At 67.8% G+C, this 19,067-nt stretch carries 17 protein-coding genes, 1 tRNA gene and 4 pseudogenes; 10 read left to right on the top strand and 12 right to left on the bottom strand.

Annotated elements, in window-relative coordinates:
• Window positions 1–3: 3 nt before the first annotated feature.
• A pseudogene (locus MSPGM_RS22670) lies at window positions 4–216 on the bottom strand (amidase family protein); the annotation flags it as partial.
• On the opposite strand from MSPGM_RS22670, the pseudogene MSPGM_RS22675 reads away from it, so the two are divergent.
• A pseudogene (locus MSPGM_RS22675) lies at window positions 216–401 on the top strand (amidase); the annotation flags it as partial. The pseudogenes MSPGM_RS22670 and MSPGM_RS22675 sit on opposite strands and share 1 nt — an antisense overlap.
• Before the next feature lie 260 nt (window positions 402–661).
• On the opposite strand, the gene MSPGM_RS22680 reads toward MSPGM_RS22675, so the two are convergent.
• The 3 genes from MSPGM_RS22680 to MSPGM_RS22690 form a co-directional block, all read right to left on the bottom strand.
• Window positions 662–1,348 (bottom strand): zinc metallopeptidase, encoded by a 687-nt coding sequence (locus tag MSPGM_RS22680; protein ID WP_015857512.1) that lies wholly within the window; start codon window positions 1,346–1,348, stop codon window positions 662–664.
• 220 nt (window positions 1,349–1,568) lie between these two features.
• Window positions 1,569–3,185: an FAD-dependent oxidoreductase gene (locus tag MSPGM_RS22685; protein ID WP_003604154.1), complete on the bottom strand. Its 1,617-nt coding sequence runs from the start codon at window positions 3,183–3,185 to the stop codon at window positions 1,569–1,571.
• A 403-nt stretch (window positions 3,186–3,588) separates the two neighbouring features.
• On the bottom strand, window positions 3,589–4,488 hold the full coding sequence (locus tag MSPGM_RS22690) for an AraC family transcriptional regulator (protein WP_015857515.1): 900 nt from the start codon (window positions 4,486–4,488) through the stop codon (window positions 3,589–3,591).
• Window positions 4,489–4,651: 163 nt separating this feature from the next.
• Here MSPGM_RS22690 and MSPGM_RS22695 point away from each other — a divergent pair, with 163 nt between their 5' ends.
• Window positions 4,652–5,230, top strand: a complete 579-nt coding sequence (locus MSPGM_RS22695) for a DUF308 domain-containing protein (RefSeq protein WP_003596229.1) — start codon at window positions 4,652–4,654, stop codon at window positions 5,228–5,230.
• A gap of 44 nt (window positions 5,231–5,274) precedes the next feature.
• On the opposite strand, the pseudogene MSPGM_RS25430 reads toward MSPGM_RS22695, so the two are convergent.
• Together MSPGM_RS25430 and MSPGM_RS22705 are read right to left on the bottom strand one after the other, a co-directional pair.
• A pseudogene (locus MSPGM_RS25430) lies at window positions 5,275–5,376 on the bottom strand (LysR family transcriptional regulator); the annotation flags it as partial.
• Window positions 5,377–5,418: 42 nt separating this feature from the next.
• Window positions 5,419–6,681: a flavin monoamine oxidase family protein gene (locus MSPGM_RS22705; RefSeq protein WP_015857516.1), complete on the bottom strand. Its 1,263-nt coding sequence runs from the start codon at window positions 6,679–6,681 to the stop codon at window positions 5,419–5,421.
• A gap of 326 nt (window positions 6,682–7,007) precedes the next feature.
• On the opposite strand from MSPGM_RS22705, the gene MSPGM_RS22710 reads away from it, so the two are divergent.
• Window positions 7,008–7,715, top strand: coding sequence for a DJ-1/PfpI family protein (locus tag MSPGM_RS22710; protein ID WP_003596236.1), 708 nt, complete (start codon window positions 7,008–7,010; stop codon window positions 7,713–7,715).
• Window positions 7,716–8,170: 455 nt separating this feature from the next.
• On the opposite strand, the gene MSPGM_RS22715 is transcribed toward MSPGM_RS22710, so the two are convergent.
• On the bottom strand, window positions 8,171–8,599 hold the full coding sequence (locus tag MSPGM_RS22715; protein ID WP_003596240.1) for a DUF3597 domain-containing protein: 429 nt from the start codon (window positions 8,597–8,599) through the stop codon (window positions 8,171–8,173).
• Between the two features lie 211 nt (window positions 8,600–8,810).
• Here MSPGM_RS22715 and MSPGM_RS22720 point away from each other — a divergent pair, with 211 nt between their 5' ends.
• From MSPGM_RS22720 to MSPGM_RS22740, 5 genes are all read left to right on the top strand, one after another.
• Window positions 8,811–9,836, top strand: a complete 1,026-nt coding sequence (locus MSPGM_RS22720; RefSeq protein ID WP_003596244.1) for an ABC transporter substrate-binding protein — start codon at window positions 8,811–8,813, stop codon at window positions 9,834–9,836.
• 19 nt (window positions 9,837–9,855) lie between these two features.
• Window positions 9,856–10,608, top strand: coding sequence for an ABC transporter permease (locus MSPGM_RS22725; protein WP_003596245.1), 753 nt, complete (start codon window positions 9,856–9,858; stop codon window positions 10,606–10,608).
• Window positions 10,605–11,366: an ABC transporter ATP-binding protein gene (locus tag MSPGM_RS22730; protein WP_015857518.1), complete on the top strand. Its 762-nt coding sequence runs from the start codon at window positions 10,605–10,607 to the stop codon at window positions 11,364–11,366. The genes MSPGM_RS22725 and MSPGM_RS22730 overlap by 4 nt, the downstream gene beginning before the upstream one ends.
• Window positions 11,367–11,478: 112 nt before the next feature.
• A complete protein-coding gene (locus tag MSPGM_RS22735; RefSeq protein WP_003596249.1) occupies window positions 11,479–11,913 on the top strand; it encodes a tellurite resistance TerB family protein in 435 nt (144 codons plus the stop codon).
• Between the two features lie 139 nt (window positions 11,914–12,052).
• On the top strand, window positions 12,053–12,244 hold the full coding sequence (locus MSPGM_RS22740) for a hypothetical protein (RefSeq protein WP_003596250.1): 192 nt from the start codon (window positions 12,053–12,055) through the stop codon (window positions 12,242–12,244).
• A gap of 199 nt (window positions 12,245–12,443) precedes the next feature.
• Here the strand turns inward: MSPGM_RS22740 and MSPGM_RS22745 are convergent, their stop codons facing one another.
• Together MSPGM_RS22745 and MSPGM_RS22750 are read right to left on the bottom strand one after the other, a co-directional pair.
• Window positions 12,444–14,063 carry a peptide chain release factor 3 gene (locus tag MSPGM_RS22745; RefSeq protein WP_003596251.1) on the bottom strand — a complete coding sequence of 540 codons (1,620 nt, stop codon included), beginning with the start codon at window positions 14,061–14,063 and terminating at the stop codon, window positions 12,444–12,446.
• A gap of 106 nt (window positions 14,064–14,169) precedes the next feature.
• A pseudogene (locus tag MSPGM_RS22750) lies at window positions 14,170–14,920 on the bottom strand (SDR family oxidoreductase).
• Window positions 14,921–15,119: 199 nt separating this feature from the next.
• On the opposite strand from MSPGM_RS22750, the gene MSPGM_RS22755 reads away from it, so the two are divergent.
• A tRNA-Gln gene (locus MSPGM_RS22755) sits at window positions 15,120–15,194 on the top strand.
• A 346-nt stretch (window positions 15,195–15,540) separates the two neighbouring features.
• On the opposite strand, the gene MSPGM_RS22760 is transcribed toward MSPGM_RS22755, so the two are convergent.
• Window positions 15,541–16,029 (bottom strand): hypothetical protein, encoded by a 489-nt coding sequence (locus MSPGM_RS22760; protein WP_015857520.1) that lies wholly within the window; start codon window positions 16,027–16,029, stop codon window positions 15,541–15,543.
• 485 nt (window positions 16,030–16,514) lie between these two features.
• On the opposite strand from MSPGM_RS22760, the gene MSPGM_RS22765 reads away from it, so the two are divergent.
• Window positions 16,515–16,934, top strand: a complete 420-nt coding sequence (locus MSPGM_RS22765; RefSeq protein ID WP_261926417.1) for a DUF6065 family protein — start codon at window positions 16,515–16,517, stop codon at window positions 16,932–16,934.
• 520 nt (window positions 16,935–17,454) lie between these two features.
• Here the strand turns inward: MSPGM_RS22765 and tuf are convergent.
• Together tuf and MSPGM_RS22775 are read right to left on the bottom strand one after the other, a co-directional pair.
• On the bottom strand, window positions 17,455–18,645 hold the full coding sequence (gene tuf / locus MSPGM_RS22770) for an elongation factor Tu (protein ID WP_003606924.1): 1,191 nt from the start codon (window positions 18,643–18,645) through the stop codon (window positions 17,455–17,457).
• Window positions 18,646–18,767: 122 nt separating this feature from the next.
• Window positions 18,768–19,043: an RNA-binding S4 domain-containing protein gene (locus tag MSPGM_RS22775; RefSeq protein WP_003606923.1), complete on the bottom strand. Its 276-nt coding sequence runs from the start codon at window positions 19,041–19,043 to the stop codon at window positions 18,768–18,770.
• Window positions 19,044–19,067 lie beyond the last annotated feature (24 nt).

A 19,067-nucleotide genomic window follows, 5' to 3' on the forward strand; every position in this document is an offset into this window, starting at 1 on the left:
CGGGATCGGGCCGACGTGCCATAAGCGGCGGGGCGCCCGCGGCCAGATGCCGGTCATCGGCACACGCCTGTGGGTGGCCTTCAGTGAGACGATGCCAGTCTGCGCGGCCGGACCGCGCACAGAGATGGCGAGGTCGGTGCCGAGGCCCAGCGGCGACATGCCCGCCGCGATGGCCGCCGACTCACCGCCGCTCGATCCGCCCGGCGTGCGGGTAAGGTGCGACCGTGCCCCTCAACGTGACCGGCCTGCCGGGCCTGTCGATGCGCTTCGGGACGAGCCGCGAGGGTCTGCCGATCAACGTGCAGCTGGTGGGCAGCTGGCAGGCGGAGACCACGATCCTTCACGCGGCCTCGGTCCTGGAGGGTGTGAGCCCGGTCCGCGGCCTGCACGCGAGCCTCTGACAGGAGGGAGCCTGCCGGGGAGCGCCACCCGTGCCCGGCCATGAGCGGACGTCGAACCGCTGAAACGGGAGCATAGCGGCCAACCTCCGCTCCCCGAGCAAACGTCCGCTTCTTGTGTTTTGCGTCCCGGGACCGGACAGGCAGGAAACCATCCATCTGAGACGCTGAGGCGATCGCTGCGTGTTGGCCGGTGCTGGCCGATCAGAGACGGTCCGCCTGCATGGAGCGCAGCAGGAAATCGGACGCGCGCCCCATCGGTCTCAGAACGGCAGGAGCCGCCGAAAGCGGGCGATGTTCACGAGCGACACGAGGGACGAAGCGACGTAGGTGAGGGCCGCAGCGCGCAGTACGGTGCGGGCGCCAAGCATATCGTCAGCCTCGAGGAAGCGACCCGTTTCCAGGATGGGCAGAGCCCGGCGAAAGCTCGCGTCGAGCTCGACGGGCAGCGTTAAGAGGTGGAACAGGAGGCGAGCACCGAGGAGCGCGATGCCGACACCCACCTGCAGGGCGAGCAGGACAGGCGACTTGAGGATGGCGAGCATCAAGGGCGCGGTCATCGTCACCACGGCCGCGGCGAACTCGAAGCCCTGCACGACCGGGGCGAACCTCACCCGCGCCGCGAGCAGCCGGTCCCCCGCCGCGTGCTGGAGTGCGTGGGAGACCTCGTGCGCCGCGACCGCGACCGCCGTGATCGAGCGGCCGTCATGGTTCTGCGGCGACAAGCGCACGACGTTCGCGACCGGGTCAAAGTGGTCGGCCGGCGCGATCTCGACGGGAACGTGCTCGAGTCGTGCTTGGTCGAGCAGATGGCGTGCGAGCTCTCCCCCGGTCCCGGGTAAGTCCGGCCGCTCGGTGGCGTGTTGCTGCATCGCCCGGCGCACCCACCACTGAGGGCCGAATACGAGGCAGAACAGGAGGGCGGCTCCGAGCGCTACGAGGACCGGCATGCCGGGTATGTAGGCGCGTGGCCCGAGTCGGTGAAGCAGGCCAGGACCGGCACCCATGAATACGCCGCCTTGGCGATCTCCGCGATGCGCTTGGCCATCGCGGGATCGTCGAGACAGATCCGGATCGCCCAAGCCGTCGCAGCGCCGGCTGAAACGGCAGGAGCGCGGGCCCGGTCGACGATAGATCGAGCCCCCCGGTCGGACGCGGTAGGGGGGCGATCTAAGTCCGAACGTGCTCCCACACCTTGGAGATGACGACCGAACCCTCGCCGACCGAGGCTGCGACACGCTTGACGGAGTTGGCCCGCACGTCGCCGACCGCGAAGATTCCCGGATGCGACGTCGCATAGGGTGAACGCGCGCCGATCGCGTCCCCGGTCAGGACGAAGCCGTGGCCATCGAGTTCGACGAGCCCCGAGAGCCAGCCGGTGTTGGGGGCAGCACCCACCATGACGAAAACGGCACAGGTCGAGATCGTGCGCATCGTGCCGTCGGCCACGTTGCGGATCGTCACCGCATCGAGGTGATCGTCGCCGTGAAGGGCGGTGATTTCGGCCCCGTACTCGATCGTGATCCCCGGGTCGGCCTCCAGCCGGCTCGACAGGTACTTCGACATGGACGTCGCAAGCGATTGCCCGCGCACGAGAAGGCGAACGTGTCGGGCTGAGCGGCTGAGATACATCGCCGCCTGGCCGGCTGAGTTGCCGCCGCCGATGATGATCGTCTCGGCATTCCTGCAGTAGCGTGCCTCGATCTCCGTCGCAGCGTAATAGATGCCTGCACCCTCGAACGCCTCGAGGCGTTCGATCGGCAATCTTCGGTACTGGACGCCGGTCGCGACAACGACGGCCTGTCCCCGAACGCGCCGGCCGTTGTCGAACGTTGCACAGAACGATCCGTCCTCAAGCCGTTCCAGCTTCGCCACGCGCCGCGGCATCGCGAACCGCGTGCCGAACTTCATCGCCTGGACCTCGCCGCGCCAGACGAGGTCGGCGCCCGAGATCCCAGTCGGGAAGCCCATATAGTTCTCGATCCGGCTCGATGTGCCGGCCTGACCGCCGATCGCCACATCCTCGATGACGAGCGCGCGAAGCCCCTCCGCGCCCGCATAGACGCCCGCCGCCACCCCGGCCGGTCCGCCGCCCACGATAAGGACGTCGAAGGCCTCGTCGTCGACGAGGTTGTAGTCGAGGCCGAGCAGCCGCGCGACCTTGGCGGGTGTCGGTTCGGTCACGACGATATCCCGTCCGAAGATCACAGTCGGCCGTTCGGACGAGATCGAGCAACTCCTGGCGACGCTCGCCGCCTCCGGGCTGCCCAGCGGATAGGACCTGTAAGGAAGGCGGTTCCGGCTCGCGAACTCGGCAATCCGCCGGACGCTCCGGTCGTCGTCCTCGCCGAGGAGCACCAGGGTGCCGTCGTGCGAGTCGAGCTGCCGCCGCCGTCGTGCGGCCAGGACCGTGATGATGATGTCCGACATCTCCGGGACCTCGGACATCAGTCGCAGCATCTCCGGGCGTGGCACTTCGGTGACGATGGTATCGGCACTTGCCCGCATGGGCATCGACCAGACCCCGCCGTTCAGGAACGAGATCTCGCCCATGAACTGGGTCGGTCCGAGGGTAGACGGCAGATGGCGCTCATTTGTGAAAGGGTTGACCACCTCGATCTCGCCAGCCTCGACATAGACGAAGCGGTCGGCTGGATCACCGGCATGGACGAGAAAGGTACCGGCCGGGTAGTGCTTCTCGGCTCCGATCGCCCGAAGCGCGGCGACATGCGATTCGGCCAAGGGGATGCGCTGCATCTCGCGCAGATCACGGCCGATCGTTTCCATGGGTCGCCCCCTCGCAGGTCATCCGCTTTGGCGCAGCATCAGTGGCTGAGCTTCGGTAGGCAAGTCCTGCGCGCGAGCGTATGCATGGTCGAAGCTGCAGGTCTGGGGTGGTGCTCCTAGAACGTGCAACCCGGCCTGAGCCGACCTCTGCTTCGGTGATGCCCGCGACTGTTGCCGAATGACCGAGACGGGCGCAAAGTCGAAGGCCCGCTTCTGGACCGAAGGCCACGGTCCGGTGGTGGCGCACAGCAGAACCATCGGCGTGCGAACTCCTGACCCCTTGCAGACCTTCAAGCCTACCGGCCGAGACGTCCGCTCGGTAGAAAGAAGCGGACCTTTGAGCGGCGGTCACGACATCAGCAGATCGTGGTTCATTACGCCCCTGCCGTTCAAAGCAAACGGCTCACTTTTGCAATCTCTTCTCACTCGGCAGTGCCGGCTCATCCCTCGGTGGATGGCCGAACATCGCCTTGTAAGCACGGCTGAACGCTGCTTCGGACTCATAGCCGACCCGTAGTGCGACCTCGCCGACACGTGCCTCGCGGGCGACGAGCATGTTCCGGGCGAGCGTGAGCCGCCACTCGTTCTGGTAGCGAAGTGGCGAGCGCCCGACGAGCGCGGCGAAACGTTCGCAGAAGCTCGACCGGGACATGCCGGCCGCGTCGGCCAGGGTGTCGACGCTCCAGCGCTGCAGTGGTCGCTCGTGTATGACCTTCAACGCTCGGGCGATGCGGGCGTCGGACAACCCTCCCAGCCATCCGGTGGTGTGCCCGCGCTGCACCCAGGTCCGCAAGGTGCGGATGACGATGACGTCGATGATCCGTGAGATCATCAGGGCCGCGCCGGGCTCGTCGTCAGTCACCTCGACCATCAGGAAGGGTACGATGCCGTCAAGCCACCCGGCTCCTTCGGCGCGCCGGATGTGGATGCGCCCGGGCAGGGCCGAGATCATGCCGCGAAGGCTGTGGGGATCGAACGAGAACCGGCAGACGATCACCGATGCGTGCGAGGCGGACGCCACCAGCCTGGACCCTCCGAGCCCGCGGGGCAGAAGCACGAGATCGCCCGTGTCGATCACGACGCGCTCCCCGCCATCGTCCTCGACGTCGAGCGAGCCGTCGGCGACCACCAGGACATGGGCGGCATCGGCTTCCAGCTCCAAGACCTTCGACCACGCGACTTCGTGTGATCGGACATGGTCCCCGGTGAGCCGGATCTGCGCCAGTACGTGCGAGAGCAGGTCGCCGGAGACGCCCGGTCCGGCGTCCGGAAGAACGGTCAAGTTTTCCAGTGATCCGGTCATGGGTGCCATCAGCGTCCGATTGTAAACGTACCTTCCGAAGCGACGCGTATCTCTCTGAAAAAACGCCGCTTTCACGAAGCCTGGCGTTTCGGGCGCCGAGGCTGCCGCGTGATTGCCCGTCGTCCCGATCCTCCGCTGCGCCGCGCACCCGAAGGGAACGTCAATGACAACCGTCCAACAACCCGGCCGTGACACTTCCGGCTGGCTGAGCTCCTATTACTTCCTCCGTGCCGGAGTGTCCGTCGGTTGGGTTGCGGCCGCCTTCACCATCGGAAGGGCCATGCCGCCGGCCGCGGCGGCGCTCCTGGTCGCCTATCCCGCCTGGGACGCCGTCGCCAACGTTATCGACGCGCGGCGCAGTGGCGGCTTGGCCGCCAATCCCAGCCAGGTCCTCAACGCGGCTGCTAGCACCGTCGTCGCCCTCGGGGTCGCCGTCGCACTGGGGTGGAGCCAGCACGCGGTGCTGGCGGTGTTCGGGGTCTGGGCTATCCTCTCCGGCCTGCTGCAGCTTGCGACCGGCGTGCGGCGCTGGAATGCAGGTGCTCAGTGGGCGATGGCGCTGAGCGGAGCCCAGTCGGCCCTCGCGGGCGCCCACTTCATCTTCAAGGCGAATGGTGCCTCGACGCCCGGGATCACGGACATCGCCCCCTACGCCGCGTTCGGCGCCTTCTACTTCCTGGTCTCGGCCGTGTGGTTGACTGTGGCGCAGGCCCGGAAGGGAGCGACAGAACGGACCGCATGACTCTGCGCGGCGCCCGTGGAACACTCGAACCCCCGTCGTTGGCCGCGCGCGACCAGTTTGGAATCGGCGAGATGCCCGGCCCGGATTGCGCAATCGAAACCCTCCGCGACGAGGTCGACGAAGTGGTCGCCGTAGGTCCCGTGGACGCCTTGCGGTACGACGCCCGCCGTTCGCCCGCGTGACGGCTCTCACGAAAGCAGGGCGCGCCGGAAGGCAGGACGTTTCGCCCGAAGCGCGGCCAACGCCTCGTCGGCGGCGCGCACCCCACTATCGTGGGCTCCATGGGCGGTGGTGAAGTCGAACGGGTGCGTCGCCTCACCGGCGAAGAACAGCCGGTCCTCGAACGGCTGGGCCAGCCGCGCCCTCGCGTACGACTGCCCCGGCAGGGCGCAGCTATAGGCGCCGCCGATGAACGCCATACGGCTCCACGACTTGGCCGCGAGCGGGCGAAGGGCCGATGCCACGTCGCTGCCGAACAGGGCGACCAACTCGGTGGACACATGGGCGAAGCCGGCGGCTGGGCCCTCCTCCTCCAAAATGCGGGCCCCCTCGCCGCCGAGGAACGCCTCGATGACCGGCCAGCCGTTAGGCCGGATCGAGTACGCGGCTGATCTCGCGTCGCGCAGGTTGCCGTAGGCGTGCGAGTCCGGCTCGAAAGCGGTATCGCGCCCGATCTCTAGGAAGACCTTCTCGTTGCGCCCGAGCGGCAGGGCGGCGGCCGCTTCGCGCCAGGCTTCGGTCCCGGAGGGTAGGCGGATTGCGTCGCCGGCCAGGACTGCGGTCGAGACCGTGAGGATGGCGATCCCGGCGCGGACAGTGCCGGCCCGCGTTGTAACAGCGACGCCCTCCGCCGTCAGGTCAATCCGCTCAGCAGGGGTCGCTAGGCGCAGCGCCACCGCGGACGGTAGGCTGGCGGCAACGAGCGTGCCGTATCCGAGTGGTACGCTCCAGTTCCGACCGGTCGAGGCCGTGTCGTAGGCCATGTAGTCGGCGGCAGATATTCGCTCGGGCGCTACTCCGCTCATGAAGCCGGCGATGGCCCGCACGTAGGCGTTCCACTGCCCCCCGGGCTCAAGGGCATCGCTCGCGTGGTCGCTGCCCTGCGCGACGTGAGGAAGCCGCTCGTTCCAGTCCCGGAACGCCCTTTGCGCCGCCTCCTGCTCGTCCTGGACGATGCCGGGATGCGCTTTGGCCCATGGCGGTTCGCTTCGGTCGACCGAGAAGCCGGACGCTTCGGCGATGGCGACCCAGGCGTTGCGTTCACCCGAATGGAGCCACTCGCAACCGAGGTCGAGCGGATAACCACCAAGATCCTGCGTGAATGCGCGCCCCCCGAGCCGCGAGGACGCCTCAAGCACCAGCACAGTCAGCCCGTGTGCTGCCAGCCGTCGCGCGGCGCCGATGCCGGCGGCGCCTCCCCCTACGATGATGACGTCGAACGCACTTTCCATGAGAGGGAGGTGAGGTCGGGCATCGGGCGGGACAAGCGTCGTGGCCTTCTCGTCTGAGCACCGGCCGCGATGGCCGCAAGCGCGGCTACCTCCCGCGTCAACGTTGGCCGTTACGTGACAAGCGGCCATTCCGTTGCCTTGGAACGAAGGTCCCGAAATGGCGCTTTTCGGACGAAAGAACCGCAACTTGAGGGCCGAAAGCTGTGGCGAACCGGCGTGAGATCGGGGCGGCTGCGCTGGCCGCCGCAGCCCTCCTGGCGGCTCGACCGTCACAGGCGCTTGATGCAGCCAGGCCATCCGTGAGGGTGCCACCAGTCCGCATCGCCATGCTGCTCTATCCCGGTATGACGGCCCTCGATGTGGTTGGCCCACAGGGGCTGCTGGCGGGACTTGCGCCGGACACCCTTCACCTCGTCGCGCGGTCCGTCGGACCCGTCTTAAGCGACACCGGCCTCAGCCTCATCGCCACAACGAGCTTTGCCGACTGTCCCACCGAACTGGATGTGCTCTTCGTGCCGGGAGGCGATGGCACAGCCGCTCAAATGCGCGACGCTGCTACGCTGGCCTTTCTGCGGGATCGGGCCAGCCGGGCGCGCTGGGTGACGAGTGTCTGTACCGGATCACTGATCCTCGGAGCAGCCGGGCTCTTGAAGGGCTATCGCGCGACCTCACACTGGTGTGCTCGCGATACTGTTCTTCCGCTCCTCGGGGCGATCCCGGTTGATGATCGAGTCGTCTTCGACGGCAACCGGGTGACCGCCGCCGGCGTCTCGGCTGGGCTCGACTTCGCCCTGGCACTCGCCGCCCGCCTGCGCGATGAGGATTATGCACGAACGGCACAACTCGTCGCCGAATATGCGCCCAAACCGCCGTTCGAGGCAGGAAGTCCGGCCGCGGCCGGGCCGATCATCACCCGGACGGCGCAAGCGATCCTCGACACGCTTGTGACTGAAGCGCGAAAGGCCGCTGCCCCGCTTCAACTGCCAGAACCCGGGCCCGGTGATGCGCCTTCGCCTGCTTCCCGCGAGGACTGATCGGTCCTGTTTGCTGCACTCAGCCGCTGCAGCTTCAGATCGACATTGTCGAATGACCAGCGACCCTACCGGCAAATGAATTCTGCGTCTACGGTGGTACAAACGCTGCCGAGGCGCGCAGTCTAAGTTTCTGCTTTTGCTAGCTTTTGTTGGGAAAGTGGGCAATCCTCTCCCAGGCACCAATTGATCTCTGACCCATCGAGATCCTTGGTTTTCTAAGTTTCGATCCCGTACCTTGTTGAAGGGTGCGGGATTTTTTCTTGCCTGAAGGGTTCGCTTCGCCCTGGCGGCGCGCTGGCAGATCGCGCTGTGCCGGTTTTGATCGGCTTCTGGAAAATCCGCCGGAAATCACGCCTTCGAGCGGCCTCGAAAACGAAAGTGGGTGGCGGGAGTTCTCTCCCGCCACCCACTTTCTGATGCCGGCGAGGGTGCCGACGTGACCGCTATCGGTCTTCTCAGTCCTTGAGGTCGGCCGGGACCTTGCCGCCGTTCTCTTCGAGCTTCTTGATGACCTGCTTGTGCAGCCAGATGTTCATCGAGGCCGAGTCGTTCTTGTCGCCGGTGTAGTGCAGCTCGTCGGCGAGCTGCTGGCGGGCGTGCAGGCTCGAATCGAGATCGAGCAGCTTCATCAGATCGACGATCGAGCTGCGCCAGTTCAGCTTCTGCGAGTTCTTCGCGGCGAGGTCGTTGAGCACGGCCTCGACATCGACCTGTCCGCCCGACGACGTTCCGCCGCTGGTGGGCGTGGAGGCCGGGGCGCTGCCGCCGCCGGAGGACGGCTGGGCCTGCGTCTCGGAGGGCTTGGCGGACGACTCGCTGGCCTTCGCCTCCGACGAGCCGAACGGGTTGAGGATCTTGCTGACGATGCTGCCGAGAAGGCTCATGGCGTAGGGTGTCCTGTCGTCTGTCCCGCGGCGTGGATGCCGCTTTCGGCTGGGTAAACGGCAGGAGGAACGGGGCCGTTCCGTCGCAGGCCGGCAAAGCTTCGTCGCCCGGCGTGCTGCTGCCGTGCGACGCTGGTGTGGAAGCGCGATTGGAAGATGGCGCCCGCTGTGCCATGGGGAACGCCATCCGGCACCCCTGGAACCCGTTTCGATGCGCAATCTGTTCAAGGCCTTCGGCCTGATCGCGGGGCTTCTCGCCCTTCCCGTGCCCTTCGCGGTCCCGCTCGCCGCCCAGACCGTGCCCGTGCGCATCGGCGTCATTCCGGTGATCGGCGCGGCACCCGTCTTCGTCGCCAACGGCGAGGGTTGGCTCAAGGAAGCCGGGCTGGCGCCGGCCTTCACCACCTTCGAATCCGGCCCCAACATGATCCAGGCGCTCGCGTCCGGCACCATCGACGTCTACGTCGCCGGCATCGCGCCGCTCGCCGTCGCCCGCACCAAGGGCATCGACGTGCGGGTCGTGGCCGCCACCGCCATCGAGGAGATGGTGTTCGTGGCAGCCCCCAAGCTCGCCCCCTACTTCGCGTCCGCCCCGAGCAAGGCCGAGGCCTTCAAGCAATTCAAGGCCAAGGAGGGCCGCCCCGCTCGGCTCGCCACGCAGCCGCCGGGCTCGGTGCCGAACACCACCCTCCAGCACTGGCTCTGGCAGGTGGTGAAGGCCGACAAGGCCGATGTCGAGATCGTCGCCATGGGCATCGACGCGACCCAGCAGGCGCTGCTGGCCGGTGCCGTCGACGGCGCCTCGATCCGCGAGCCGGCGCTCACCATCGTCCAGGGCCGCAACCCGAAGATTACGCTGATCGCCACCGGCGGGGAGATGTTCCCCGATCAGCCGGGCACCGTGGTGGCCGTCTACGGCAAGTTCGCCGACGCCAACCCGAAGGCGGTGGAGGGCCTCGTCTCGGCACTGGTCAGGGCAACCGACCTCTTGAAGACCGATCCGGCGCGCGCCGCCCCGCCGGTCGAGGCAGCGCTCGGCAAGGGCATCACCGACGTCGCCACGATCCAGAAGGCGCTCTCCTCGCCGGCCGCGAAGTTCGTCGCCGACCCGCGCACGATCATCGAGGCAACGAAGAAGATGCAGGCCTATCAGGTCTCGATCGGCACCCTCGACAAGGAGGCGCCGACCGACGGCCTGTTCGACGCCAAGCCGTTCGACGCGGTCAAGAAGCCCTGATTTCCACGATCATGACGCCATGACCTCGTTCCGCTCGGCCGCCCTGGCGGTCGTCGGGCTTGCCGCCTTCCTCGCCCTGTGGGAGGCCGCACCCCGGCTCGACCTCATCAACCCGGCCTTCTTGCCGCCGCCCTCTTCCATCCCGGCGGCCTTCGCCCGGGAGATCACCAATGGCGCCTGGCTGACCGCGGTCGTCGAGAGCCTGAGCCACTACGTGGTCGGGCTCGGCGCGGGCGCGCTCGCGGGCGTCGCCCTTGGGCTGGCCACGGGCATGTTCGCTTGGTTCGACAGTCTGACCGCGGGGATCGTGCGGCTGCTGCGCCCCATTCCCGGCCTCGCCTGGGTGCCCTTCGCCATCATCTGGTTCGGCGTCCAGCCCTCGGCCGCCGTGTTCATCATCGCCATCGGCGTGTTCTGGATCGTGTTCTTTGCCACCCAAGGCGCCGTGCGCCACGTCGATCGCGACCTGATCGAGGTGGCCCAGGCCTTCGGTTTCCGCGGACCCCTTGCGCGGCTCACCAAGATCCTCCTGCCCGCCGCCACGCCGGGCATCCTCGTCGGCCTGCGCACGGCGCTGGGACAGGCCTGGATGGCGGTGGTCGCCGCCGAGATCTTCGGCGTGCCCGGCATCGGCGCGCGGATGATGCAGGCCTCCTCGCTCCTCTCCACCGACATCGTGGTGGTCTACATGCTCACCATGGCCGGGCTGTACGGCCTGTTCGATACCGGCTTCGTCGCCCTGCAGGGCTGGCTGCTGCGGTGGCGCGCATGAGTGGTCCCATCATCGACATCCGGGGCTTAAGCCTCGCCTACGAGCGCAACGGACGGCGCACCGAGATCCTGTCCGCCCTCGATCTCGCGGTGCCGCGGGGGCAGTTCCTCGTCATCGTCGGCGAATCGGGCGTCGGCAAATCGACGCTCCTGCGCGTGCTGATCGATCTGGCCAAACCCAGCGGCGGCACGGTCCATCTTGGCACCGATCCCCAGAAAACCCGCACGCCGATGGCGCTGGTGTTCCAGGACGCGCGGCTGCTCCCCTGGCGGCGGGTGATCGACAACGTCGCCTTCGGCCTGGAGCGGCACGGCCTGTCGAAGCCCGAGCGCCGCGAGCGGGCGGCGGCGATGCTCAAGCTCGTTGGGCTGTCCGATTTCGCCGGCCGTTGGCCGCACCAGCTCTCCGGCGGCCAGCGCCAGCGCGTCGCCATCGCCCGCGCCCTCGCGGTCGAGCCCGAGGTGCTGCTGATGGATGAGCCGTTCTCGGCGCTCGACAGCTTCACCCGCGAGGGCCTTCAGGACGAGATCCAGCGCATCAAGGCGCAGACGGGCAAGACGGTGCTGTTCGTCACCCACGACATCGACGAGGCGGTCTACCTCGCCGACCGGGTCGTAGTGCTGGCGGGCAGCCCCGGCCGGATCGCGGCGGATGTCACCCTCGCGCCGCCCCGCCCGCGCCAGCGCCGGGATGCAGCCCTGGTCGAGGCGGCGCGCCACCTGCGGGCGGAACTATCGCGGCGCTCGGCGGAACTGTGAGGGATCCGTCAAGCTTGCCATCTTGACGGTTCTCTGCCTGCGTTGGAACCATCGGCGCTAGGGTGGCGCGTAGGCTAGTACGTTTGGGGCCGGGCGCCTGGGGGATTGCAAGATGGGGTTTTTTCAGGACGCCCTTGTCCGTTTTAACCGGGTGGTGATGTCCTACGCCGGCGATTCCGTTTTCATGCAGGCGGCGGTCTCCGCCGCGGCCAACGTGATCGTCGCCGACGGCGACACCGATGACGAGGAGATCGAGGCGGCTCTCGTCAGCATGCGGGCCAACCCGATCCTTCAGAAATCCTACGACACGCTCACCCTGGAACAGGCGCTGTTCGAAGCACTTGCCCGTGCGGAGCTGCGCGCCGGGCGCCTGGAGAACAGCCAGCACGTCGCGGCCATCGCCGACCGTCCGCTGGAGCAGCGCCAACACGTCTTCCTGATCGCGGCGGACGTGGCCGACAAGGGCGGCATCACCGAGAGCGAGCACGCGGTGCTCGACGAACTGGCCCGGGCGCTCGACGTGGACAAGGCGGCGCTGCTCGTCTGAGTCGCTGCGCGGGAGCGCCCCGCTCTCAACATCGTCCCGAAAGGTGGTCACCGGCTTTCGGAAAAGACGATGCTCGGACCAACCCCTTCTTTCGGACGGCACCGAGCCTATACTTCACGGCTCGGACAGGAGCGCGGCCATGTACAAGGTAACCGGCACAGATCCCGCCGGCCGCACGCTGTCCTTCGCCTGCGGCACGGACGAGCAGGCTCTCGAGAAGACCTGGGAGCTGGCCGGACGCGGCTTTCGCAACATCTCCGTCGCCGACCCGAAGGGACGCGAGATGAGCGCCACCGCCTTCGAACGCTCGCTTGATTTCGACTACGACTGAGCTGACTCGAAGGGCCGATCGAGCTCCAGCACCGAGCGCTTCTATCCGACGGCTTGCTCAACCCACTCCCGCAACCCTAAGTGTCGCCCTCGATAAGAGGGCTCCAGGGATCGCGCGACGTCCGGAGCCCTCCTTCGAGGCCGCTCCGCGGCATCTCAGGATGGGGAAAGAGTTGGATGGCGGGGTCGGGAGACGCCGCTTACGCCGCCCGCTTCTGGTAATCCTTCACATCCGTGAACCGGATCTTCTCCCAGCGCTCCTCCTCGTAGCGGAGTGAGAAGGCGGTGGTGGCCATGAAGACCGGCGCGCCGTCGAGGTCGCTCGCCATGGCCGAGCCGTGGGCGTTCACGAACCGATCGATCTCAACCTCCGATTCCGCCTCGATCCAGCGGCAGACCGAGAACCGCGTCGTCTCGTAGTCGATCGGCAGGCCGTATTCCGCCTGGAGCCGCTCTTTCAGCACGTCGAGCTGCAGCGCGCCGACCACGCCGACGATGGCGGGCGAGCCGTCCTGCGGGATGAAGACCTGCACGACGCCCTCCTCGCCCATCTGTTGGAGCGCTTCCCGCAGCTTCTTGGCCTTCATCGCGTCGGTGAGCTTGATCCGCCGCATGATCTCGGGGGCAAAGCTCGGCACGCCGCGGAAGACGATCTCCTCGCCCTCGGTCAGCGTGTCGCCGATGCGAAGCGTCCCGTGGTTGGGGATGCCGACCACATCGCCGGCATAGGCCTCGTCGGCGATGGCGCGGTCCTGGGCGAAGAAGAATTGCGGCGCCGAGAGCGACATCGGCTTGCCCGTGCGCACCAGCTTGGCCTTCATCCCGCGCCGGAGCTGGCCCGAACAGACCCGCATGAAGGCGATGCGGTCGCGGTGGTTCGGATCCATGTTCGCCTGGATCTTGAACACGAAGCCGGTCATCTTCGGCTCGGACGGCTGCACGGCGCGCTTGTCCGCCTCCTGGCCGCGCGGGGGCGGCGCGAAGCGGGCGAGCCCGTCGATGAGGTCGCGCACGCCGAAATTGCGCAAGGCCGAACCGAAGAAAACCGGGGTCAGGTGTCCCTCGCGAAAAGCTTCGAGATCGAAGGTCTTGAGGCCGCCCTCGGCGAGCTCCACCTCCTCGCGCCACGCATCGGCCGCGCCGTTCTCCGTCAGCAGCGTGTCGAAGAGCGGGTCGCCAAAGCCCGAGACCGGGATCGTGCCGGCATCGTCCGCCGCGTCGAGCCGGCGCACGCGGTTGCCGCCGAGTTCGTAGGTGCCGGCGAAGTTGCGCCCGAGCCCGATCGGCCAGGTCACGGGCGCCACGTCGAGGGCGAGCGTCTTCTCGATCTCGTCGAGCGTCTCGAACGGGTCGCGCGCCTCGCGGTCGAGCTTGTTCACGAAGGTGACGATCGGGATGTCGCGCAGCCGGCACACCTCGAACAGCTTTCGCGTTCTGGCCTCGATGCCCTTGGCGGCGTCGATGACCATCACGGCCGAGTCGACGGCCGTCAGGGTGCGGTAGGTGTCCTCCGAGAAGTCCTCGTGGCCCGGCGTGTCGAGCAGGTTGAAGACGCAATCGCCGTACTCGAAGGTCATCACCGAGGTGACGACCGAGATGCCGCGCTCCTTCTCGATGCCCATCCAGTCGGACCGGGTGGAGACGCGGTTGCGCTTGGCCTTGACCTCGCCCGCGAGCTGGATCGCGCCGCCGAACAGCAGCAGCTTTTCCGTGAGCGTGGTTTTGCCCGCATCCGGGTGCGAGATGATGGCGAAGGTGCGCCGCCGCGCGACCGGATCGGTCTTCGCATCGGCGGATTTGGCGTCTGTTTGCATCAGCATGGCGGGCACCGGCCGCCGCGGGGCGGTCGGCCGCTCGTCTCGAAGGGGGACCGGGCGGTGTTCCGCTCTCTACGCGTTCCGCGCCGCCTACGCAAAGCCGCCTTCCCTACCCTCGCCCGACGAAGGGCATGTTCGTCGCCATCACGGTCATGAACAGCACGTTGGCCGAGAGCGGCAGGCCGGCCATGTAGACGACGGCCTCGGCGACATGCGTCGCCTCCATGTAGGGCTCGGGCCGGATCGAACCGTCGGCCTGCCGCGCGCCCTGCCCGAAGCTTTGCGTCATCTCGGTCTCGGCATTGCCGACATCGATCTGACCGCAGGCGATGCCGAAGGGGCGCCCATCCAGCGCGGTGGCGCGCGTAAGGCCGGTGATGGCGTGTTTCGTGGCGCTGTAGGGCGCCGACATCGGCCGTGGCGCGTAGGCCGCGATCGAAGCCGTTGTTGATGATGCGCCCTCCCCTGGGGTCCTGCTTGCGCATCATCCCGAAGGCGGCGCGGGTGCAGAGGAAGGTGCCCGTGAGGTTGACGTTGACGCTGGCGAGCCAATCCTCGACCGCGATCTCGTCCACCGTCGCGGCGGGGGTGAAGATCCCGGCATTGTTGAACAGCAGGTCGAGCCGCCCGAAGCGCTCGCTCACCGCGGCGAACAGGGCCTCGACGGCACGCGGATCGGACACGTCGGTCGGCACGCATAACGACGGGCCCGGCAGTTCTGCCGCGACCCGCTCCAGCGCCTCGCCCCGCCGTCCGGCGAGCACCAGCCGCCACCCGGCCTGCGCCAATCCCAGCGCCACCGCCCGCCCGATGCCGGAGCCCGCCCCAGTCACGACCGCCACCCGATCACTCATCGCCATTCCTCTGCCGTCCCGCTCCCGCCATCGAGCCTCAGAATAAGCGGTCGCATCGATCCGGTGCAGGGGCGCCGTGCACGCTCGGCCAATCGCAGGAGCCCAAGTGATCCCCTCACAAACGCGCGCCGGTGCGAGGCGGAGGCCTCCAACCCAGTTGCCAGTCCCGCCCGGCCCGTCTAGAGATCCGGCGGCTTGAAGCCGATGGGGCGTCGCCAAGTGGTAAGGCAGCGGTTTTTGGTACCGCCATTCCCAGGTTCGAATCCTGGCGCCCCAGCCAAGTCTCTGCTAAGTCGTTCAATGGCAACGACTTATATCCCGGACATTTTTCTCCGCACTCAGGCGTAACCGTTAGCACCCTGCCATGGCCGGGCAAGGTGCGTCCTCAGAAAAGGCGCGCTGGATGTTCGGCGCCGGCCTGGAGTGTGCCGGATCGAGCCTGAACCGGTCGTGCCGTTTCGCCCATGTCCGGCAGACGAAATCAAAGAGCGTCCGGCCGAACAGGGACTTGAGCCGGCGCCCGTATCTGTAGGCCTCCACGAACATCGCCGGTGATGGCGCACGCCCCGTGGCTGGCTTTGGGGTGCGCCAGCCATCCGGCGGCTGTGAATCGGGCTGTCTCGGGTTCAGATGGGACGACGGTACGGCGGCCGAACCCGATCCTGGCGTTCCGCGGAGGCGACCAGAGCCGCGGCAAGGCCGGCGGCCATCAGATCCTCGGCGAGCCCCCGCGCGAGGCCGAAGGGTGCGCCCGTGCCGGGGCCCCGCGCCGCGCGACCGAGCAGCGTGCCGGCGACGGCGCCCGCGACGCCGGCCAGTGCCCCGGCCTCGGGCGAGGCGCGGCGCCCCGCGAACATCCAACCACCGACTGCGCCGATCGCGAGCCGGACGGCGAATGAAGGAGGAATGCGCCGGTCGGGCGCGAACGGCATCTTGTCCCCGGCCATCTCGGCAAACGCCGCCGTGGTGGCGACAGTCCGCGCAACGGGGCCGGCGGGGATCGCTGCGCTCCGGGTCCGCCCGTCTGCGGCGGCCCAACTCAGCGCGGCGCAGGCCGACATGGTGCGCAACCCGGCCAAGAACCCGATCCCGGCCGAGGTCCCATAGTCCTGCATCGCGCCTGCCCTCCGTCGGATGGAACGCCCATACCGAACGGGCAAGACGGCAGCGCCGGCCGGTGTTCCAACGGACATCACCGGATCGGCGCGGGCGCGCGCGGCCTTGTCGGAGACGTTGCGAAAGGCCGCAGGTGGCGTCGGGAGCCCTCAGTTCGGGCGAGCGTTGACCGGGACTATCATGAATCGCGGTGGTCGAGCCCCCCGGCTCCCAGCCGCGAGCGCGCCGGCCGCTGCGTTCGCCCCGTTCGCCTGCGGCCGGCGCGTCCCCTCATCGCGGGCGCAACTCACTTCGACCGACTGCGGGACCGGTCCGAGGAGTGTGGCGCGGCCGGCATCGATTCCTGGGATTGAACGGGCGCTTCACGTGGCTCGGCACGGTGCGGTTCGGGAAGGGCGAATGCTTCTGCTTCGTCGCACCCGATCCGTACGAAACGTTCGACGGGATCCGCCCACGCATAAGAAGCTTCGACGACGACTAGGAGCTGAAGGCCACCTATGACGAATGGCGCGGTCGCCGCTTGGCCTTCCAGGCGCGCGTCGCTGCGGGCAAACCGGACGCGGTCCGCGCGGGCTGGCAGCGCGATTACATCGCCGGGCGCGATCCGGCCGACCGCGAGGGACCGACATTCCACCGCACCAAGCGGATTTTAGCCCAAGCCCGTCCGGTCGGCGCCGGGCGGAGCCGATGCCGCGCTATGGGACATCGCAGCTTTCGTCGCGCCGCCGCGCCTGAAAACGGGCCCTCGCGCCGCCGCTGCGTTGGTCGCGCACATGCCCGGAACATGAGCATCGAGCGCGCGTTCTCTGCGCACTTCCTGAATAATCGCTCGCCAACAAGGCAACTCAATGCGCGACGTCAACAAGTCGAACGGCACGGCTATGCTTGCGACGTGGAAGCGTAGCGGCAGAACCGCTCCTGCGATGAGCAACGCTGGACTGGCAAAGTCGGCACCCATCACCACGACAAGTCACGCCCCCCACGGTCAGCAAGGCTCGCCGGCCAACCGCGTTTCTCGCACAAGCGATTTTGAGGGCTTCGGATCCTTCTCGAGCTGAGTGGCCGGATACGGGATCTTCGGGTTCGGCTGGCCCCTCCCAGAGGCCCAGGGCGGGGCCGCCGACACCTGAAAGGTACGATGCGGGAATCGCGATGGCGCTGAAGCACTTCTTGCGGATCACCCTGCTGTTCCGCCTGTGAGATCGGGCTCTCCCGTCAGAAGGCTCGTTCCGGTGGTCGCCGCGACGCTCGAATGACCCGTGCCGCCGATCAACAGGCCTCTAAGAGCGCCGTGGCCATCGCCAGCGGCCCGAAGCCCACGGCATGCACGAAAAAAGGGCCGGCGCGCAGCGCCGGCCCTTTTCATATCGTCCAATCGAGGCGGGCGCACGAGTGAGACCCGTGCGCCCGATCCCGAAAAGAGATCAGTCGTTGATGGCGGCGACGACGCCGGCACCGACGGTGCGACCGCCCTCGCGGATGGCGAAGCGCAGCTTCTCTTCCATGGCCACCGGCACGATCAGCACCACGTCCATGGTCACGTTGTCGCCCGGCATCACCATCTCGGTGCCATCAGGCAGCGTGCACACGCCGGTCACGTCCGTCGTGCGGAAGTAGAACTGCGGGCGGTAGTTGGTGAAGAACGGCGTGTGGCGGCCGCCCTCTTCCTTCGTCAGGATGTAGGCCTCGGCCTTGAACTTCGAGTGCGGCTTCACCGAACCCGGCTTGCACACGACCTGGCCGCGCTCCACGTCCTCGCGCTTCGTGCCGCGCAGCAGCACGCCGACGTTGTCGCCCGCCTGGCCCTGGTCGAGCAGCTTGCGGAACATCTCGACGCCGGTCACCGTCGTCGTCGTCGTCGGACGGATGCCGACGATCTCGACCGACTCACCGACCTTGACGATGCCGCGCTCGACGCGACCCGTCACCACCGTGCCGCGGCCCGAGATCGAGAACACGTCCTCGATCGGCATCAGGAACGGCATGTCGATCGGACGCTCCGGCTGCGGGATGTACTCGTCGACCGTCGCCATCAGCGCCAGGACGGCTTCCTTGCCGATCTTGGGCTCCTTGTCCTCGAGCGCCATCAGGGCCGAGCCCTTGGTGATCGGGATGTCGTCGCCGGGGAAGTCGTACTTGGAGAGGAGCTCGCGCACCTCCAGCTCGACCAGCTCCAGGAGCTCCTCGTCATCGACCATGTCGACCTTGTTGAGGAACACCACCAGCGCCGGCACGCCGACCTGACGGGCGAGCAGGATGTGCTCGCGAGTCTGCGGCATCGGGCCATCGGCGGCGGACACGACCAGGATCGCGCCGTCCATCTGGGCGGCACCGGTGATCATGTTCTTCACGTAGTCGGCGTGGCCGGGGCAGTCGACGTGCGCGTAGTGGCGGTTGGTCGTCTCGTACTCGACGTGGGCGGTCGAGATCGTGATGCCGCGCGCCTTCTCTTCCGGCGCCTTGTCGATCTGGTCGTAGGCCGTGAAGGTCGCCCCGCCCGACTCCGCCAGAACCTTCGTGATCGCCGCCGTCAGCGACGTCTTGCCGTGATCCACGTGCCCGATCGTGCCGATGTTGCAGTGCGGCTTGGTACGGGAGAACTTTTCCTTGGCCATCGTGCAATCCTACCGCGGGACCGGCCATAAGCCGGGCGTAAAGGCGCGGACCGATTAGAGGCTTGTGCGACGATGATCAAGCGGCAGGTTTGCCGGCAGGGCGGATCGCGCCGAATGAGGGGTCAGGACGCGGCCTCGCCGACCTGCTCGTAGAGCCGCTGCGCCTCCGGGGCGCCGCCGCGGCGCTCGCCGAGATCGAGCACCCGCACCAGCATCGTGCCGTGGGGGGCGGCGACGGTGAGCACGTCGCCGCAATGAATGGCCTTGGCCGGCGCGTCGGTACGGGTGCCGTTCACGCGGACATGCCCGTCGCTCACCAGCCGGGCCGCCATCGAGCGGGTCCGCGCAAAGCGCGCGAACCACAGCCATTTGTCGAGGCGCTGGCGCCCCGCGCTCATCCGGCGATCACGATTGCCGGAGCC

Source organism: Methylorubrum sp. GM97 (assembly GCF_024347855.1).
GTDB lineage: Bacteria > Pseudomonadota > Alphaproteobacteria > Rhizobiales > Beijerinckiaceae > Methylobacterium > Methylobacterium extorquens.

Excerpts from the sequence above, each read along its gene's own strand:
- MSPGM_RS22680 (WP_015857512.1), bottom strand. The coding sequence starts at position 1,348 with ATGCCGGTCCTCGTAGCGCTCGGAGCCGCCCTCCTGTTCTGCCTCGTA.
- MSPGM_RS22685 (WP_003604154.1), bottom strand. The coding sequence starts at position 3,185 with ATGGAAACGATCGGCCGTGATCTGCGCGAGATGCAGCGCATCCCCTTG.
- MSPGM_RS22690 (WP_015857515.1), bottom strand. The coding sequence starts at position 4,488 with ATGACCGGATCACTGGAAAACTTGACCGTTCTTCCGGACGCCGGACCG.
- MSPGM_RS22695 (WP_003596229.1), top strand. The coding sequence starts at position 4,652 with ATGACAACCGTCCAACAACCCGGCCGTGACACTTCCGGCTGGCTGAGC.
- MSPGM_RS22705 (WP_015857516.1), bottom strand. The coding sequence starts at position 6,681 with ATGGAAAGTGCGTTCGACGTCATCATCGTAGGGGGAGGCGCCGCCGGC.
- MSPGM_RS22710 (WP_003596236.1), top strand. The coding sequence starts at position 7,008 with ATGCTGCTCTATCCCGGTATGACGGCCCTCGATGTGGTTGGCCCACAG.
- MSPGM_RS22715 (WP_003596240.1), bottom strand. The coding sequence starts at position 8,599 with ATGAGCCTTCTCGGCAGCATCGTCAGCAAGATCCTCAACCCGTTCGGC.
- MSPGM_RS22720 (WP_003596244.1), top strand. The coding sequence starts at position 8,811 with ATGCGCAATCTGTTCAAGGCCTTCGGCCTGATCGCGGGGCTTCTCGCC.
- MSPGM_RS22725 (WP_003596245.1), top strand. The coding sequence starts at position 9,856 with ATGACCTCGTTCCGCTCGGCCGCCCTGGCGGTCGTCGGGCTTGCCGCC.
- MSPGM_RS22730 (WP_015857518.1), top strand. The coding sequence starts at position 10,605 with ATGAGTGGTCCCATCATCGACATCCGGGGCTTAAGCCTCGCCTACGAG.
- MSPGM_RS22735 (WP_003596249.1), top strand. The coding sequence starts at position 11,479 with ATGGGGTTTTTTCAGGACGCCCTTGTCCGTTTTAACCGGGTGGTGATG.
- MSPGM_RS22740 (WP_003596250.1), top strand. The coding sequence starts at position 12,053 with ATGTACAAGGTAACCGGCACAGATCCCGCCGGCCGCACGCTGTCCTTC.
- MSPGM_RS22745 (WP_003596251.1), bottom strand. The coding sequence starts at position 14,063 with ATGCTGATGCAAACAGACGCCAAATCCGCCGATGCGAAGACCGATCCG.
- MSPGM_RS22760 (WP_015857520.1), bottom strand. The coding sequence starts at position 16,029 with ATGCAGGACTATGGGACCTCGGCCGGGATCGGGTTCTTGGCCGGGTTG.
- tuf (WP_003606924.1), bottom strand. The coding sequence starts at position 18,645 with ATGGCCAAGGAAAAGTTCTCCCGTACCAAGCCGCACTGCAACATCGGC.
- MSPGM_RS22775 (WP_003606923.1), bottom strand. The coding sequence starts at position 19,043 with ATGAGCGCGGGGCGCCAGCGCCTCGACAAATGGCTGTGGTTCGCGCGC.